This is a genomic window from Streptomyces sp. CO7, from assembly GCF_053474865.1.
In genome coordinates this window covers 31966-47825 of the sequence record NZ_JBRIOU010000011.1, presented here as the reverse complement: position 1 = coordinate 47825, position 15860 = coordinate 31966, and the positions used below count along the sequence as shown (strand labels likewise).

Below are 15860 nucleotides of genomic sequence, written 5' to 3'. Positions count from 1 at the left end.
GGAGCACGTCGGCGAGGCTGCCGGCGTAGCGGTCGGCGACGGCGCGGCAGAGCGCCAGCAGGTCGGGGCCGAGCACCGGCTCGGGCGAGACGACCTGGGCGAGCGCGGCGAGCGGACCGCTGTAGTCGGAGTCGGCGAGCCGCTCGACGACGAAACCGTCCACCAGCCCGCCGCCCTCGCGGCGCCCGCCGCGGACCCTGCCGCGGCCTGCGCCGAAGCGGACCCGCACCCGGACCCCGGGCCGGGCGTCGGCGTCCAGGTCGGCGGGCACGGCGTAGTCGAAGTAGCGGTCGAGGTGCAGGACGCCCTTGTCGACGAGGACGCGCGCCACGGGGAGGTGCTCGGCGACGGGCGCACCGCGCCAGGTCCGCGGCTTGGCCTTGGGCGCCTTCTCCTTGCCCTCGCGGACGCCCGCCCGGATGAGCGCGAGCTGCTCGGGCGGCGCGCCGTTCGCGCCGCCCTCCTGCGGGGTCTCTTCGCTGCTCACGCCGCCATTGTTCCACCGGCCTCGGACACCGCGCGGCCGTCGGCTCCGCGCACGGGGGTGCGAGCCCGGGCGTTCACGAGCCGGCGTGGCCGTCACGCGGCGGAACCGCACGCGGATGCCGCATGCTCGAGGGATGTTGATCGAGCTGGAGAAGACCGCGCGGTTTCCCTGGAGCCCCTGTCTGGCACAGATCCGCACCCCCTTCGGCAGGACCGCGGTCCGCTGGTGCGGTGACGAGGACGCGGAGCCGGGCGGCTACCACGTCGAGTGGACGGTCGACGCCGAACTCGCCTGGGGGCGGAACGCCAAGCCGGCTGCCGCTGCCGGGGCTCAAGTCCGGCCCGGTGGACACTGCGTCGTCCTGCGCGGACTTCTGCGCCTCACCGAGGACGGGGCCGCCGTGCTGGACCTGGACGGCAGTCCGATCCTGCTGGACATCGCCGGTCCACTGCCCAAGGACGTCGACGGCACGTGGGTCGAACTGTTCGTCGAGCGCGAGAAGATCAGTCTGTACCCCTACGGACCCTGACTTGCCGCCCCGCCCCGCGTCGCGCGGGGGAAAGGGCTCGGGACACGCCCGAGGCCCGGCCGCTGCCCCGAAGGGCGCGGCCGGGCCTCGTCACGAACAGGGGGAGATCAGGCCCCCGCGGCCTTCTTCAGTGCCTCGACGCGGTCCGTGCGCTCCCAGGTGAAGTCGGGCAGCTCGCGGCCGAAGTGGCCGTACGCCGCCGTCTGGGCGTAGATGGGCCGCAGCAGGTTCAGGTCGCGGATGATCGCGGCCGGCCGCAGGTCGAAGACCTCGGTGATGGCGGCCTGGATCTTCTCCACGTCGACCTTCTCCGTGCCGAAGGTCTCGACGAACAGACCCACCGGCTCCGCCTTGCCGATCGCGTACGCGACCTGGACCTCGCAGCGCGCGGCGAGCCCGGCGGCGACGACGTTCTTGGCCACCCAGCGCATGGCGTACGCGGCGGAGCGGTCGACCTTGGAGGGGTCCTTGCCCGAGAAGGCGCCGCCGCCGTGGCGGGCCATGCCGCCGTAGGTGTCGATGATGATCTTGCGGCCGGTGAGGCCGGCGTCGCCCATCGGGCCGCCGATCTCGAAGCGGCCGGTCGGGTTGACCAGCAGGCGGTAGCCCTCGGTCTCCAGCTTGATGCCGTCGTCGGACAGCGCCTTCAGCTCCGGCTCCACCACGTACTCGCGGATGTCCGGGGTGAGGAGCGAGTCCAGGTCGATGTCCGAGGCGTGCTGCGAGGAGACGACCACGGTGTCCAGACGGACCGCCTTGTCGCCGTCGTACTCGATGGTGACCTGGGTCTTGCCGTCGGGGCGCAGGTAGGGGATGGTCCCGTTCTTGCGCACGTCCGACAGGCGCTTGGAGAGGCGGTGCGCCAGGAAGACCGGGAGCGGCATGAGGGTCGGCGTCTCGTCGGAGGCGTAGCCGAACATCAGGCCCTGGTCGCCCGCGCCCTGCCGGTCGAGCTCGTCCTCGTCACCCTCGACACGCGCCTCGTAGGCCGCGTCGACGCCCTGGGCGATGTCGGCGGACTGCGAGCCGATGGAGACCGACACGCCGCAGGAGGCCCCGTCGAAGCCCTTCTTGGAGGAGTCGTACCCGATCTCGAGGATCTTCTCGCGCACCAGCTGCGGGATCGGGGCGTAGGCCTTGGTGGTGACCTCGCCGGCGACGTGCACCAGGCCGGTGGTGATCAGCGTCTCGACCGCGACACGGGAGGTCGGGTCCTCGCGCAGGAGCGCGTCGAGAATGGTGTCGCTGATCTGGTCAGCGATCTTGTCGGGGTGACCTTCGGTCACGGACTCCGAGGTGAACAGGCGACGGGACACAACGCTCCCTGGGTTTGCAGCGGCTGCTGGCTGAATCTTGGGCGACGACACGGGGCTGCGCCCGGACGTCCGGCACAGTCTAGTAGGTGTTGCCCGTTTGGCGGGCCATCGATCTCACCCTACGGGCGGAAGGGGCCCGGACGGACCGGGACATCCGGCGCGTCACGCCCCACGCCCGCCCGGGTGCGGCTCACGGGTCGAGACGTCCGGCGACCAGGTCCCAGACGATGTCGGCCAGGTCCTCCTTGGGGCCGTGCGGCACCGGCGTCTCGCTGCCGTCGGCGCCCAGGACCAAGGCCTCGTTCTCCTCGGACCCGAAGGTCAGGTTCTCCCCGACCTGGTTGACCACGAGCAGGTCGCAGCCCTTGCGCTTCAGTTTGGCCCGGCCGTTGGCGACCACGTCGTGGGTCTCGGCGGCGAAGCCGACCACCACCTGGCCGGGGCGGGAGCGCTCGGCGGAGATCTCCGCGAGCACGTCGGGGTTGCGCACCAGGGCGACCGGCTCGGGCTCCTGGCCGTCCTTCTTCTTGATCTTGCCCTCGGCGTAGTGGGCCGGGCGGAAGTCGGCGACGGCGGCGGACATGACCACGGCGTCGGCCTCCCGGGCGGCCGCCACCACGGCCTCGCGGAGCTCGACGGCGGTGCCCACGCGGACCACGTCCACGCCCGCCGGGTCGGGCAGGGCGGCGTTGGCGGAGACCAGGGTGACCCGGGCTCCGCGGGCGGCGGCGGTGCGGGCCAGGGCGTAGCCCTGCTTGCCGGAGGAGCGGTTGCCGAGGAAGCGGACCGGGTCCAGCGGTTCGCGGGTGCCGCCCGCGCTGATCACCACGTGGCGTCCGGCCAGGTCGGGCACGGCAGGTCCGCGGGTCAGCACCCGGCGGCAGATCTCGAAGATCTCCGCGGGGTCGGGGAAGCGGCCCTTGCCGGTGTCGACGCCGGTGAGGCGGCCGACGGCCGGCTCGACCACCACGGCGCCGCGGCGGCGCAGCGTGGCCACGTTCTCCTGGGTGGCCGGGTGCTCCCACATCTCGGTGTGCATGGCGGGCGCGAAGACCACCGGGCAGCGGGCGGTGAGGAGGGTGTTGGTGAGCAGGTCGTCGGCGAGGCCGTGGGCGGCCTTGGCGAGCATGTCGGCGGTGGCGGGCGCCACCACGACCAGGTCGGCGGCCTGCCCGATGCGCACGTGCGGCACCTCGTGGACGGACTCCCACACCTCGGCGGAGACCGGGTGGCCGGAGAGCGCGGACCAGGTGGGCGCGCCGACGAACTTCAGGGCCGAGGCGGTGGGCACCACCCTGACGTCGTGGCCGGACTCGGTGAACCGCCGCAGCAGCTCACACGCCTTGTAGGCGGCGATGCCGCCGCTGACGCCCAGGACGATCCGGGGCCGGCCGTCCTTCTCGTGCTCGTGCGCCGTCGTGTCCACCGTGTCTCTCCCCTGCAGTGCGTACCTGTGCCGGTCCCGAGCCTACGGCCGGCCGGCGGCCGTCCCGGAGGGTGTCCGGGCAGACCACAGGCCCGGCAGGTCGCTGCCGGGCCTGTGGCCGATGAAAACACGCGGCTCCACCGGAGCCGGCGAGTCAGCGCGTGGGGTCCGTCGCCGGGCCGTCGACGGCCTCGGAGGTGAGCAGACCGGCGTTGATCTCGCGCAGGGCGATCGAGAGGGGCTTCTCGTGGACGTGGGTGTCGACGAGCGGGCCCACGTACTCGAGGAGGCCCTCACCGAGCTGCGAGTAGTACGCGTTGATCTGGCGGGCACGCTTGGCCGCGTAGATCACCAGGCTGTACTTCGAGTCGGTCGCCTCGAGGAGCTCGTCGATCGGCGGGTTGATGATGCCCTCGGGCGCGGTCATGGAAGAGGACACGCTCTGACCTTCCGATAAGGATGAATGAGATCTGGGAGCTGTCCCGCCCGGATCGCTCCGGCGGGATCGGCGGGCACCGGGCCCCCCTGCGACGGTCCTCCCGACCGCCGGACAGGTCCGTGACCTGTCGCGTGCCGGCCCGCGCGTTCTGGCATGCGTTTTCGGCCGACACCCCGGAGTATAGCTTCGCGGCCGGACGATCCGCGCAGCGTACCTCGCGAGGGCCCTTCGCACGAGGGGCCGCGGGGGTCCGTCAGACGGCGCCCATCAGTGCCAGGAGCTCCCGGGCCACGGCGTCCACGGAGGTGTTGACCAGCGTGACGTCGAACTCCGGCTCGGCCGCCAGTTCCACCGTGGCGGCCTGCAGCCGGCGCTCGATCACCTCGGGCGACTCGGTGCCGCGCCCGGTGAGCCGGCGCACCAGCTCGTCCCAGGACGGCGGTGCGAGGAACACCAGCTGGGCCTGGGGCATGGACTCGCGCACCAGGCGGGCGCCCTGGAGGTCGATCTCCAGGAGGACGGGCTTGCCCGCCTCCAGGCGCTCCATCACGGCACCCCGAGGGGTGCCGTAACGGTTGCCCGCGAACTCGGCCCATTCCAGCAGCTCGCCGTTGGCGATCATCTTGTCCATCTCCTCGTCGGTGACGAAGAAGTAGTGGACACCGTTCTGCTCGCCCGGGCGGGGCTTGCGGGTGGTCGCCGAGACGGAGAGCCACACGTCGGGGTGCTCGTTGCGCATATGGGCGACGACCGTGCTCTTGCCGACCCCGGAGGGGCCGGAGAGCACGGTCAGACGCGGACGTACGTCCTGGGGGACGGGGGTGGTCGTCCCCCGGGGTGTTGCAGCCATGCGCCGATTATTCCAGTAATCCCGGGTGCTCCGGGACTCAGGAGGCGCTGCCGCCGAACTCCCGCTCCAGGGAGGCGATCTGGTTGGAGCCAAGGCCACGCACCCGGCGGCTCTCGGAGATCCCGAGTCGCTCCATGATCTGCTTGGCGCGGACCTTGCCGACGCCCGGCAGCGACTCGAGCAGGGCGGAGACCTTCATCTTGCCGATGACGTCGTTCTCCTGGCCCTGCTTGATGACCTCGTGAAGGGAGGCGCCGGAGTGCTTGAGTCGATTCTTGACCTCGGCCCGCTCCCGGCGAGCCGCGGCGGCCTTTTCGAGCGCGGCTGCGCGCTGTTCGGGGGTAAGGGGCGGAAGAGCCACGCCTACGTCACCTCGGATGTCGAACTGTCGGATACGGACCGGTGAGGAACTCGCTTGCCCCACACCCGGTGAGCCACACACCACAGTTGGCCTGTGGCTCTGGTCGGAGACTAGCGGTCCGGGCAGCGAGAGTCAGCGAGAACGACGGAAAAGTCCTGGTCAGACTCAGGAGCGGCCCGATAGCGCCCGACATTTACGACAAACCGGAGCGGTTTTGCGCGGAGGAAGGCGGAGATACGGATGAAGCGGGTCCGCCACGGGGGGCCTTCCCCGTGGCGGACCCGCTTCGTGGGCGCCCTGCGCCCTCCTTCGGCGTGCCCGTTCAGCCGTCGACGGCCGTGCGGACCTCGTCGGCGAACCGCTCGGCCGCGTCCCGCAGCGCCGCCGCACCGGGGCCCTCGCTCAGCACCGCGCGGCTGACGTTGGGGACCACGTTGCGCACCGCCGCGCCGAAGACGCGCGGGAGGTCGGCCGGGGTCGCGCCCTGGGCGCCGATCCCGGGGGCGAGCAGCGGGCCGTTGACGTCGAGGTCGTAGGACGACAGGTCGCCCAGCGTGGCGCCGACCACCGCGCCGAAGGAGCCCAGCGGCTCCTCCCCCGCGTTCTCGGCGGCCAGGTGGGCCAGCATCGTCGCGCCGACCCCGCGGCCGTCCTCGCGCACCGCGTGCTGGACCTCGCCGCCCTCCGGGTTGGAGGTGAGCGCCAGCACGAACAGTCCGGTCCCGCTCTCCCGTGCCAGGTCCACGGCCGGCTTCAGGGAGCCGTAGCCGAGGTACGGGGAGACGGTCAGCGCGTCGGAGAAGAGCGGGGCGTCCTTGCGCAGGAAGGACTCCGCGTAGGCGGCCATGGTGGAGCCGATGTCGCCGCGCTTGGCGTCCATCACCACCAGGGCGCCGGCCGCACGGGCCTCCTCCACGGACTTCTCCAGCACGGCGAGGCCGCGGGAGCCGAAGCGTTCGAAGAAGGCGATCTGCGGCTTGAGCACGGCGACCCGGTCGGCCAGTGCCTCGACCACCGTGCGGCTGAAGCGCTCCAGCCCGGCGACGTCGTCGGCCAGGCCCCAGGAGCCCAGCAGGGAGGCGTGCGGGTCGATGCCGACGCACAGCGGGCCGCGCTCGTCCATCGCGTGGCGCAGCCGTGCGCCGAAGGGTTCCAGGTGGCTCATGCGGCGTTCCCCTTCTTCGCGTTCTGCTCGCTCTTGCGGACGTCCGCGCCGACCGCGTCGGCGAGGGTGGCGTAGGGGCTCTGGCGCAGGCGCTGGGCCAGGCCCTTGTGGATCGCGCGGGCCCACAGGGGCCCCTCGTAGATGAAGGCGCTGTAGCCCTGCACCAGGGTGGCGCCGGCCAGGATGCGCTGCCAGGCGTCCTCGGCCGTCTCGACGCCGCCGACGCCGACCAGGGTGATCCGGTCCCCGACGCGGGCGTAGAGGCGGCGCAGCACCTCCAGGGAGCGTGCCTTGAGCGGGGCGCCGGACAGGCCGCCGGTCTCCTGCACCTGGGCGGGCATGGAGCGCAGGCCGAGTCCGGCCCGGGCGATCGTGGTGTTGGTGGCGATGATCCCGTCCAGGCCGAGTTCGACGGCGAGGTCGGCGACGGCGTCCACGTCCTCGTCGGCGAGGTCGGGGGCGATCTTCACCAGCAGCGGGACGCGCCGGTCGGTCACCGTGCGGTCGGCGGCCTCGCGGACGGCGGTCAGCAGCGGGCGCAGCGCCTCGGTGGCCTGGAGGTTGCGCAGGCCGGGGGTGTTGGGCGAGGAGACGTTGACGACCAGGTAGTCGGCGTGGCGGGCGAGCCGCTCGGCGGACTTCACGTAGTCGGCGGCGGCCTCCTCCTCGGGGACGACCTTGGTCTTGCCGATGTTGACGCCGACGACCGGCTTGAAGACCGGCCTGCGGGCGGCCAGCCGGTCGGCGACGGCGGCGGAGCCGTCGTTGTTGAAGCCCATCCGGTTGATCAGCGCGCGGTCCGCCACCAGGCGGAAGAGGCGCTTCTTCGGGTTGCCGGGCTGCGCCTCGCCGGTGACGGTGCCGATCTCGACGTGGTCGAAGCCGAGCATGGCCATGCCGTCGATGGCGACGGCGTTCTTGTCGAAGCCGGCGGCCAGGCCGAACGGGCCGTGCATCCGCAGGCCGAGGGCCTCGGTGCGCAGCTCGGTGTACCGCGGGGCGAGCCAGGCGGCGAGGAAGGTGCGCAGCACGGGGATCCGGGCGGCCAGGCGGATCCAGCGGAAGGCGAGGTGGTGGGCGGCCTCGGGGTCCATGCTGCGGAACACGAGGCGGAAGAACAGCTTGTACATGGAAAGGGCTCCTCATGAAGAGGGGGACACCTTCCGGTGTCCCCCTCGTCGGTCACTGTCCGCGCGACGCGGTCAGGTGTTCCGCGTGTTCCTGCAGGGAGCGGACTCCGACGTCGCCCTGGGTGAGCGCGTCGATGCCCTGCACCGCGGCGGCGAGCGCCTGGACGGTGGTGAGGCAGGGGACGCCGCGGGCCACGGAGGCGGTGCGGATGTCGTAGCCGTCGAGACGGCCGCCGGTGCCGAAGGGCGTGTTGACGATGAGGTCGACCTGGCCGTCGTGGATCAGCTGGACGATCGTCTTCTCGCCGCCCGGGCCCTCGCCCTCGGACTGCTTGCGCACCACGGTGGCGGGGATGCCGTTGCGGCGCAGCACCTCGGCGGTGCCGGAGGTGGCGAGCAGCTCGAAGCCGTGCTGGACGAGCTCCCGCGCGGGGAAGATCATCGAGCGCTTGTCGCGGTTGGCGACCGAGATGAAGGCGCGGCCCTTGGTGGGCAGCGGGCCGTAGGCGCCGGCCTGCGACTTGGCGTAGGCGGTGCCGAAGACCGAGTCGATGCCCATGACCTCGCCGGTGGAGCGCATCTCCGGGCCGAGGACGGTGTCCACGCCGCGGCCGTGCACGTCGCGGAAGCGCGACCACGGCATCACGGCCTCCTTGACGGAGATCGGCGCGTCCAGCGGCAGGTCGCCGCCGTCGCCGCTGCTCGGCAGCATGCCCTCGGCGCGGAGCTCGGCGACGGTGGCGCCGAGCGAGATGCGGGCGGCGGCCTTGGCCAGCGGCACCGCGGTGGCCTTCGAGGTGAAGGGCACGGTGCGCGAGGCGCGCGGGTTGGCCTCGAGGACGTAGAGGATGTCGCCGGCGAGGGCGAACTGGATGTTGATCAGGCCGCGGACGCCGACACCCTTGGCGATGGCCTCGGTGGAGGCGCGCAGCCGCTTGATGTCGTAGCCGCCGAGGGTGATCGGGGGCAGGGCGCACGCCGAGTCGCCGGAGTGGATGCCGGCCTCCTCGATGTGCTCCATGACGCCGCCGAGGTAGAGCTCGGTGCCGTCGTAGAGGGCGTCGACGTCGATCTCCACCGCGTCGTCGAGGAAGCGGTCGACCAGGACCGGGCGGTCCGGGGAGATCTCGGTGGACTCGGAGATGTACGCCTCGAGGCGGGACTCCTCGTAGACGATCTCCATGCCGCGGCCGCCGAGCACGTAGGACGGGCGGACCAGGACGGGGTAGCCGATCTCGTCGGCGATCTTCTTGGCCTCGGCGAAGGTGGTGGCGGTGCCGTGCTTGGGCGCGGGCAGGCCGGCCTCGGCGAGGACGCGGCCGAAGGCGCCACGGTCCTCGGCGGCGTGGATCGCCTCCGGGGAGGTGCCGACGACGGGCACGCCGTTGTCCTTGAGCGCCTGGGACAGGCCCAGCGGGGTCTGGCCGCCGAGCTGGACGATCACACCGGCGACCGGTCCGGCCTGCTGCTCGGCGTGGACGATCTCCAGGACGTCCTCCAGGGTGAGCGGCTCGAAGTAGAGCCGGTCGGAGGTGTCGTAGTCGGTGGAGACGGTCTCCGGGTTGCAGTTGACCATCACGGTCTCGTAGCCGGCGTCGCTGAGCGCGAAGGAGGCGTGGACGCAGGAGTAGTCGAACTCGATGCCCTGGCCGATGCGGTTGGGGCCGGAGCCCAGGATGATCACCGCGGCGCGCTCGCGCGGGGCGACCTCGTTCTCCTCGTCGTATGAGGAGTAGAAGTACGGGGTCTTCGCGGCGAACTCGGCGGCGCAGGTGTCGACCGTCTTGTAGACCGGGCGGATGCCGAGGGCGTGCCGGACCTGGCGGACCACGTCCTCGCGCAGGCCGCGGATCTCGCCGATCTGCTGGTCGGAGAAGCCGTGGCGCTTGGCGTGGGCGAGCAGGTCGGGGGTGAGCTCGGTGGCGGCGGCCACCTCGTCGGCGATCTCCTTGATGAGGAAGAGCTGGTCGACGAACCAGGGGTCGATCTTCGTGGACTCGAAGACCTCCTCCTGGGTGGCGCCGGCCCGGATGGCCTGCATCACGGTGTTGATGCGGCCGTCGGTGGGCCGGACGGCCTCGCGGAGCAGTTCGTCCTTGTCGCCGGGCTCGCCGGTGAAGGTGAACTGGCTGCCCTTCTTCTCCAGGGAGCGCAGCGCCTTCTGGAGCGCCTCGGTGAAGTTGCGGCCCATGGCCATGGCCTCGCCCACCGACTTCATGGTGGTGGTGAGCGTGGAGTCGGCGGAGGGGAACTTCTCGAAGGCGAAGCGGGGCGCCTTGACCACGACGTAGTCGAGCGTCGGCTCGAAGGAGGCCGGGGTCTGCTCGGTGATGTCGTTGGGGATCTCGTCCAGCGTGTAGCCGACGGCCAGCTTGGCGGCGATCTTGGCGATCGGGAAGCCGGTGGCCTTGGAGGCGAGCGCGGAGGAGCGGGAGACGCGCGGGTTCATCTCGATGACGATGACCCGGCCGTCGGCGGGGTTGACCGCGAACTGGATGTTGCAGCCGCCGGTGTCGACGCCGACCTCGCGGATGACCGCGATGCCGATGTCGCGCAGCACCTGGTACTCGCGGTCGGTGAGGGTCATCGCCGGGGCGACGGTGATGGAGTCGCCGGTGTGGACGCCCATCGGGTCGAAGTTCTCGATGGAGCAGACGACCACGACGTTGTCGTGCTTGTCGCGCATCAGCTCCAGCTCGTACTCCTTCCAGCCGAGGATGGACTCCTCCAGGAGCACCTCGGTGGTCGGGGAGAGCGTGAGGCCCTGTCCGGCGATGCGGCGCAGCTCCTCCTCGTCGTGGGCGAAGCCGGAGCCGGCGCCGCCCATGGTGAAGGAGGGGCGGACGACGACGGGGTAGCCGCCGAGCGTGTCGACGCCGGCGAGGACGTCGTCCATGGAGTGGCAGATGACCGAGCGGGCGGACTCGCCGTGGCCGATCTTCTTGCGGACCTCCTCGACGACCACCTTGAACTGCTCGCGGTCCTCGCCCTTGTGGATGGCCTCCACGTTGGCGCCGATCAGCTCGACGCCGTACTTGGCGAGCGTGCCGTTCTCGTGGAGGGAGATCGCGGTGTTGAGCGCGGTCTGGCCGCCCAGGGTGGGCAGGAGGGCGTCGGGGCGCTCCTTGGCGATGATCTTCTCGACGAACTCGGGGGTGATCGGCTCGACGTAGGTGGCGTCGGCGATCTCCGGGTCGGTCATGATCGTCGCCGGGTTGGAGTTCACCAGGACGACGCGCAGGCCCTCGGACTTGAGGACGCGGCATGCCTGGGTGCCGGAGTAGTCGAACTCCGCGGCCTGGCCGATGACGATCGGGCCGGAGCCGATGACCAGGACGGACTGGATATCGGTGCGCTTAGGCACGCTGGCCCTCCATGAGGCTGTTGTTCATCAAAGCGGCGAAGCGGTCGAACAGGTAGGCGGCGTCGTGGGGACCCGCAGCCGCTTCGGGGTGGTACTGGACGCTGAACGCGGGCCGGTCGAGCAGCTGCAGCCCTTCGACGACGTTGTCGTTGAGGCAGACGTGGGAGACCTCGGCGCGGCCGAAGGGGGTGTCGGAGACCTTGTCGAGCGGGGCGTCGACGGCGAACCCGTGGTTGTGGGCGGTGACCTCGACCTTGCCGGTGGTGCGGTCCTGGACCGGCTGGTTGATGCCGCGGTGGCCGTACTTCAGCTTGTAGGTGCCGAAGCCGAGGGCGCGGCCGAGGATCTGGTTGCCGAAGCAGATGCCGAAGAGCGGGGTGGAGCGCTCCAGGACGCCCCGCATCAGCTCGACGGGGTGGTCGGCGGTCTCCGGGTCACCGGGACCGTTGGAGAAGAACACGCCGTCGGGGTTCACGGCGTAGATCTCGTCGAGGGTGGCGGTGGCGGGCAGGACGTGCACCTCGATGCCGCGCTCGGCCATCCGGTAGGGGGTCATGCCCTTTATGCCGAGGTCGATCGCGGCGACCGTGAACTTCTTGTCGCCCTGCGCCGGGACGACGTACGCCTCGGCGGTGGCGACCTCCTCGTAGAGGCTGGCGCCCTTCATCTGGGCGGACTCACGGACCCTGGCCAGCAGCGCCTCCTCGGAGGCGACGGCCTCGCCGGAGAAGATGCCGACGCGCATGGCGCCGCGCTCGCGCAGGTGGCGGGTGAGGGCGCGGGTGTCGATGCCGCTGATGCCGACGACGCCCTGGTCGGCGAGCTCGTCGTCGAGGGTGCGGGTGGAGCGCCAGTTGGAGGGGACCCGGGCGGGGTCGCGGACGACGTAGCCGGCCACCCAGATCTGGTGGGACTCGCGGTCCTCCTCGTTCATGCCGGTGTTGCCGACGTGCGGCGCCGTCATGACGACCACCTGGCGGTGGTAGGACGGGTCGGTGAGGGTCTCCTGGTAGCCGGTCATGCCGGTGGAGAACACGGCCTCGCCGAAGGTCTCCCCCACGGCCCCGTAGGCGCGGCCGCGGAAGATCCGGCCGTCCTCCAGGACGAGTACTGCGGGAGACGTGGCTCCCCTGGTGGAGGTCGTCATCGTGCGCCTTCCGTCTGCTGGTGGTGCTGTGCGGTCATGTGGTTGATGGCGGCGACCCAGTCGGCGTGCTCGGCCGACCGGTCGGAGCGGAAGCCGGAGTCGATCAGCCGGTCGCCGAGCTCCCAGGTCACCACCAGCAGGCCGCCCTCGGTGAGGACCTTGCCGGCGATGCCCTTGTCGAGCCGGGCCTCGCGGAGCCGGCCTGCCGGGACGAAGAAGTCGGTGGCGCCGGGGCGGTCGACGACCAGTCCGGCGTCGGTCAGGGTGAGCTCGGCCCGGCTCCGGGTGCCCAGACCGTGCGCCACGATGCGGTCCAGCCAGCGGCCCGCCTCGGTGGAGCCGTGGTAGCGGCCGCTCATGGTCAGCTTCGCCTCACCCGGCTCCTGGGGCGCCTGCGGCAGCTCGGCCACGTCGCCCTGGAGGGTGGAGCGCCACTTCCAGCCCTCGCGCATCAGCCAGTAGACCAGCGCGACGAACAGGGCGAGGCCCACGACCCAGGCGATGCGGCCCGGCCAGTTGGTCACCTCGGCCGACTTGCGTTCGGCCTCGGCGGCGAGGGTCAGGAGGAGGGGGGTCGAGGTCGTCACGCGAGCTTCCCGTCGGAGTAGGTGGCCTTGCCCCGCAGCCACGTGTGGGTGACACGGCCCGGCAGCTCACGGCCCTCGTAGGGGGTGTTGCGGCTGCGGGAGGCGAAGCCCGCGGGGTCCACGTCTCCACGGTATGCGGTGTCGACCAGGGTGAGGTTCGCAGGCTCACCGACGGCCACCGGACGGCCGTGCCCCTGGGCCCGGCCGATCCGCGCGGGCGCGGCGGACATCCGGTCGGCGACGCCGGCCCAGTCCAGCAGGCCGGTCTCCACCATGGTCTCCTGCACCACGGACAGGGCCGTCTCCAGGCCGACCATGCCCATGGCGGCGGCGGCCCACTCGCAGTCCTTGTCCTCGTGCGGGTGCGGGGCGTGGTCGGTGGCGACGATGTCGATCGTGCCGTCGGCCAGCGCCTCGCGCAGGGCCATCACGTCGCGCTCGGTGCGCAGCGGCGGGTTGACCTTGTAGACCGGGTTGTAGCTGCGCACCATCTCGTCGGTGAGGAGCAGGTGGTGCGGGGTGACCTCGGCGGTGACGTCGATGCCGCGCGACTTGGCCCAGCGGACGATCTCGACGGAGCCGGCCGTGGACAGGTGGCAGATGTGGACGCGCGAGCCGACGTGCTCGGCGAGCAGGACGTCGCGGGCGATGACCGACTCCTCGGCCACCGCCGGCCAGCCGCCGAGGCCGAGCTCGGCGGAGACGACGCCCTCGTTCATCTGGGCGCCCTCGGTGAGCCGGGGCTCCTGGGCGTGCTGGGCGACGACGCCGCCGAAGGCCTTCACGTACTCCAGGGCGCGGCGCATGATCACGGCGTCGTGGACGCACTTGCCGTCGTCGGAGAAGACGGTGACGCCGGCCGCGGACTCGTGCATCGCGCCGAGCTCGGCGAGCTTCTCGCCCTCCAGGCCGACGGTGACGGCGCCGATGGGCTGCACGTCGCAGTAGCCGTGCTCCTGGCCGAGGCGGTAGACCTGCTCGACCACGCCGGCGGTGTCGGCGACGGGGAAGGTGTTGGCCATCGCGTACACCTGCGTGTAGCCGCCCTTGGCAGCGGCGCGGGTGCCGGTGAGGACGGTCTCGGAGTCCTCGCGGCCGGGCTCGCGCAGGTGGGTGTGGAGGTCGACCAGGCCCGGCAGGAGGACCTTGCCGTCCGCCTCGACCACGCTGTCGACGCCCTCGGCGTCCAGGCCGGCGCCGACGGCGGCGATCGTCGTGCCGTCGATCAGCACGTCCTGCGGCTCGCCGCCCAGCACGCGCGCACCGCGGATCAGGGTCTTGCTCATGGGTTCTGCCTTTCCTCGGATGCGGTTCACTGGCCGGGCGTGGGCTCGTTGGCGTTGCCGCCGAGCAGGAGGTAGAGGACCGCCATCCGGGTGAAGACGCCGTTGGCGACCTGCTCGGTGACGGTGCAGCGGTCGGAGTCGGCGACCTCGGCGGTGATCTCCATGCCGCGGACCATCGGGCCGGGGTGCATGACGATCGCGTGGTCGGGCATCTTCGCCATCCGGTCGCCGTCCAGGCCGTAGCGGCGGGAGTACTCGCGCTCGGTGGGGAAGAAGGCGGCGTTCATCCGCTCGCGCTGGACGCGCAGCATCATCACCGCGTCGGCCTTCGGGAGGGCGGAGTCGAGGTCGTAGGAGACCTCGCAGGGCCAGGTCTCGACGCCGACCGGCAGCAGGGTCGGCGGGGCGACCAGGGTGACGTGCGCGCCGAGGGTGTGCAGCAGGTCGACGTTGGAGCGGGCCACCCGGCTGTGCAGGACGTCGCCGACGAGGGTGACGCGCTTGCCGGCGAGGTCCTGGCCGAGGCCGGCGTCGGGGCCGATGAGGCGGCGGCGCATGGTGAAGGCGTCCAGCAGGGCCTGGGTGGGGTGCTGGTGGGTGCCGTCACCGGCGTTGATCACCGGGGCGTCGATCCAGCCGGAGGTGGCCAGGCGGTAGGGGGCGCCGGAGGCGCTGTGGCGGATGACGACCGCGTCCACGCCCATGGCGGCCAGCGTCTGGGCGGTGTCCTTGAGGGACTCGCCCTTGGAGACGCTGGACCCCTTGGCGGCGAAGTTGATGACGTCGGCGGACAGCCGCTTCTCGGCGGCCTCGAAGGAGATCCGGGTGCGGGTGGAGTCCTCGAAGAACAGGTTGCAGACGGTGCGGCCGCGCAGGGCGGGAAGCTTCTTGACCGTGCGGTCTCCGACCCGGGCCATCTCCTCGGCGGTGTCGAGGATGTGGACGGCGTCGTCGCGGGTCAGATCGGCGGCCGAGATGAGGTGACGCTTCATCGGGCAGGCTCCGTGGGAAGGATCATCTGGGAGATTTCGGGCAGGCGCGGACGCGCGGGCGCACCCCGGGTGGCGGGGTCGCGTCCGTGGGTCTAGTGCCGTTCGCCCTGGGAGGCCGGCTTGGTGCCGAGCAGCACGGTGTCGCGACCGTCCTCCTCGGCGAGCTGGACCTTGACCGTCTCCCGCAGCGACGTGGGGAGGTTCTTGCCGACGTAGTCGGCGCGGATCGGCAGTTCGCGGTGGCCGCGGTCGACGAGGACGGCGAGCTGGACCGCGCGCGGGCGGCCGATGTCGTTCAGCGCGTCGAGCGCGGCGCGCACGGAGCGGCCGGAGAAGAGCACGTCGTCGACGAGCACGACCAGGCGGCCGTCGATCCCGTCACCGGGGATGTCGGTGCGGGCGAGGGCCCTGGGCGGCTGGAGCCGCAGGTCGTCGCGGTACATGGTGATGTCGAGGGAGCCGACGGGGATCTTCCGTCCGGTGATCTCCTCGAGCTTGTCGGCGATCCGCCGGGCGAGGTAGACGCCCCTGGTCGGGATGCCGAGCAGCACGACGTCCTCGGCGCCCTTGGCGCGTTCGACGATCTCGTGCGCGATGCGGGTCAGAACCCGCGCGATGTCCTGGGCCTCGAGCACGGCACGTGCGTCGGACCCCTGCGCCGCCGAGGCGGAGCTGTTCGTGTCCATACGAAAAGGACCTCCTTCTCCGCCTCACGGGACGGATCTTAAAGGACGTCGTGTTTACGACCTCTACCCTAACAGGCCCCCGAACGCCCCAGCTG

The 15860-nt window shown here is 71.6% G+C and carries 15 protein-coding genes; 1 reads left to right on the top strand and 14 read right to left on the bottom strand.

The annotated features are described in order from the left end of the window. Positions 1–487: primosomal protein N' family DNA-binding protein (locus ACOV8S_RS29290; protein ID WP_448321511.1), on the bottom strand; the 487-nt coding region annotated here is incomplete at its 3' end. 133 nt (positions 488–620) lie between these two features. Here ACOV8S_RS29290 and ACOV8S_RS29285 point away from each other — a divergent pair. After that, positions 621–1016 carry a hypothetical protein gene (locus tag ACOV8S_RS29285; RefSeq protein WP_448321510.1) on the top strand — a complete coding sequence of 132 codons (396 nt, stop codon included), beginning with the start codon at positions 621–623 and terminating at the stop codon, positions 1014–1016. 107 nt (positions 1017–1123) lie between these two features. Here the strand turns inward: ACOV8S_RS29285 and metK are convergent, their stop codons facing one another. The 13 genes from metK to pyrR form a co-directional block, all read right to left on the bottom strand. Continuing rightward, a complete protein-coding gene (metK, locus tag ACOV8S_RS29280; RefSeq protein WP_448321509.1) occupies positions 1124–2332 on the bottom strand; it encodes a methionine adenosyltransferase in 1209 nt (402 codons plus the stop codon). Positions 2333–2522: 190 nt separating this feature from the next. Then, a complete protein-coding gene (gene coaBC, locus ACOV8S_RS29275) occupies positions 2523–3758 on the bottom strand; it encodes a bifunctional phosphopantothenoylcysteine decarboxylase/phosphopantothenate--cysteine ligase CoaBC (protein WP_448321508.1) in 1236 nt (411 codons plus the stop codon). Positions 3759–3912: 154 nt separating this feature from the next. Then, the gene (gene rpoZ / locus ACOV8S_RS29270) at positions 3913–4197 is read right to left on the bottom strand and encodes a DNA-directed RNA polymerase subunit omega (protein ID WP_108957089.1); all 285 of its coding nucleotides are present in this window, start codon (positions 4195–4197) and stop codon (positions 3913–3915) included. A 253-nt stretch (positions 4198–4450) separates the two neighbouring features. Beyond that, positions 4451–5047: a guanylate kinase gene (gmk, locus tag ACOV8S_RS29265; protein ID WP_448321507.1), complete on the bottom strand. Its 597-nt coding sequence runs from the start codon at positions 5045–5047 to the stop codon at positions 4451–4453. Positions 5048–5084: 37 nt separating this feature from the next. Further along, positions 5085–5408, bottom strand: a complete 324-nt coding sequence (locus ACOV8S_RS29260) for an integration host factor (RefSeq protein ID WP_108957087.1) — start codon at positions 5406–5408, stop codon at positions 5085–5087. A gap of 322 nt (positions 5409–5730) precedes the next feature. Beyond that, a complete protein-coding gene (gene pyrF / locus ACOV8S_RS29255) occupies positions 5731–6573 on the bottom strand; it encodes an orotidine-5'-phosphate decarboxylase (RefSeq protein ID WP_448321506.1) in 843 nt (280 codons plus the stop codon). Then, positions 6570–7703, bottom strand: coding sequence for a quinone-dependent dihydroorotate dehydrogenase (locus ACOV8S_RS29250; protein ID WP_448321505.1), 1134 nt, complete (start codon positions 7701–7703; stop codon positions 6570–6572). Before ACOV8S_RS29250 ends, pyrF begins: the two co-directional genes overlap by 4 nt. A gap of 52 nt (positions 7704–7755) precedes the next feature. Then, positions 7756–11067 (bottom strand): carbamoyl-phosphate synthase large subunit, encoded by a 3312-nt coding sequence (gene carB / locus ACOV8S_RS29245; RefSeq protein ID WP_448321504.1) that lies wholly within the window; start codon positions 11065–11067, stop codon positions 7756–7758. Beyond that, complete coding sequence (gene carA, locus ACOV8S_RS29240; protein WP_448321503.1) at positions 11060–12214, bottom strand: glutamine-hydrolyzing carbamoyl-phosphate synthase small subunit; 1155 nt, start codon at positions 12212–12214, stop codon at positions 11060–11062. Before carA ends, carB begins: the two co-directional genes overlap by 8 nt. Then, on the bottom strand, positions 12211–12801 hold the full coding sequence (locus tag ACOV8S_RS29235) for a PH-like domain-containing protein (RefSeq protein ID WP_448321502.1): 591 nt from the start codon (positions 12799–12801) through the stop codon (positions 12211–12213). Before ACOV8S_RS29235 ends, carA begins: the two co-directional genes overlap by 4 nt. After that, positions 12798–14087, bottom strand: coding sequence for a dihydroorotase (locus ACOV8S_RS29230; protein ID WP_448321501.1), 1290 nt, complete (start codon positions 14085–14087; stop codon positions 12798–12800). The genes ACOV8S_RS29235 and ACOV8S_RS29230 overlap by 4 nt, the downstream gene beginning before the upstream one ends. 26 nt (positions 14088–14113) lie before the next feature. Further along, positions 14114–15079 (bottom strand): aspartate carbamoyltransferase catalytic subunit, encoded by a 966-nt coding sequence (locus tag ACOV8S_RS29225; protein ID WP_448321500.1) that lies wholly within the window; start codon positions 15077–15079, stop codon positions 14114–14116. Positions 15080–15171: 92 nt separating this feature from the next. Further along, positions 15172–15765: a bifunctional pyr operon transcriptional regulator/uracil phosphoribosyltransferase PyrR gene (gene pyrR / locus ACOV8S_RS29220; RefSeq protein ID WP_448321499.1), complete on the bottom strand. Its 594-nt coding sequence runs from the start codon at positions 15763–15765 to the stop codon at positions 15172–15174. Positions 15766–15860 lie beyond the last annotated feature (95 nt).

Coding starts and splice junctions, on each gene's coding strand:
- ACOV8S_RS29250 (WP_448321505.1), bottom strand. CDS start 7,703: ATGTACAAGCTGTTCTTCCGCCTCGTGTTCCGCAGCATGGACCCCGAG.
- pyrF (WP_448321506.1), bottom strand. CDS start 6,573: ATGAGCCACCTGGAACCCTTCGGCGCACGGCTGCGCCACGCGATGGAC.
- ACOV8S_RS29285 (WP_448321510.1), top strand. CDS start 621: ATGTTGATCGAGCTGGAGAAGACCGCGCGGTTTCCCTGGAGCCCCTGT.
- pyrR (WP_448321499.1), bottom strand. CDS start 15,765: ATGGACACGAACAGCTCCGCCTCGGCGGCGCAGGGGTCCGACGCACGT.
- ACOV8S_RS29230 (WP_448321501.1), bottom strand. CDS start 14,087: ATGAGCAAGACCCTGATCCGCGGTGCGCGCGTGCTGGGCGGCGAGCCG.
- carA (WP_448321503.1), bottom strand. CDS start 12,214: ATGACGACCTCCACCAGGGGAGCCACGTCTCCCGCAGTACTCGTCCTG.
- gmk (WP_448321507.1), bottom strand. CDS start 5,047: ATGGCTGCAACACCCCGGGGGACGACCACCCCCGTCCCCCAGGACGTA.
- ACOV8S_RS29225 (WP_448321500.1), bottom strand. CDS start 15,079: ATGAAGCGTCACCTCATCTCGGCCGCCGATCTGACCCGCGACGACGCC.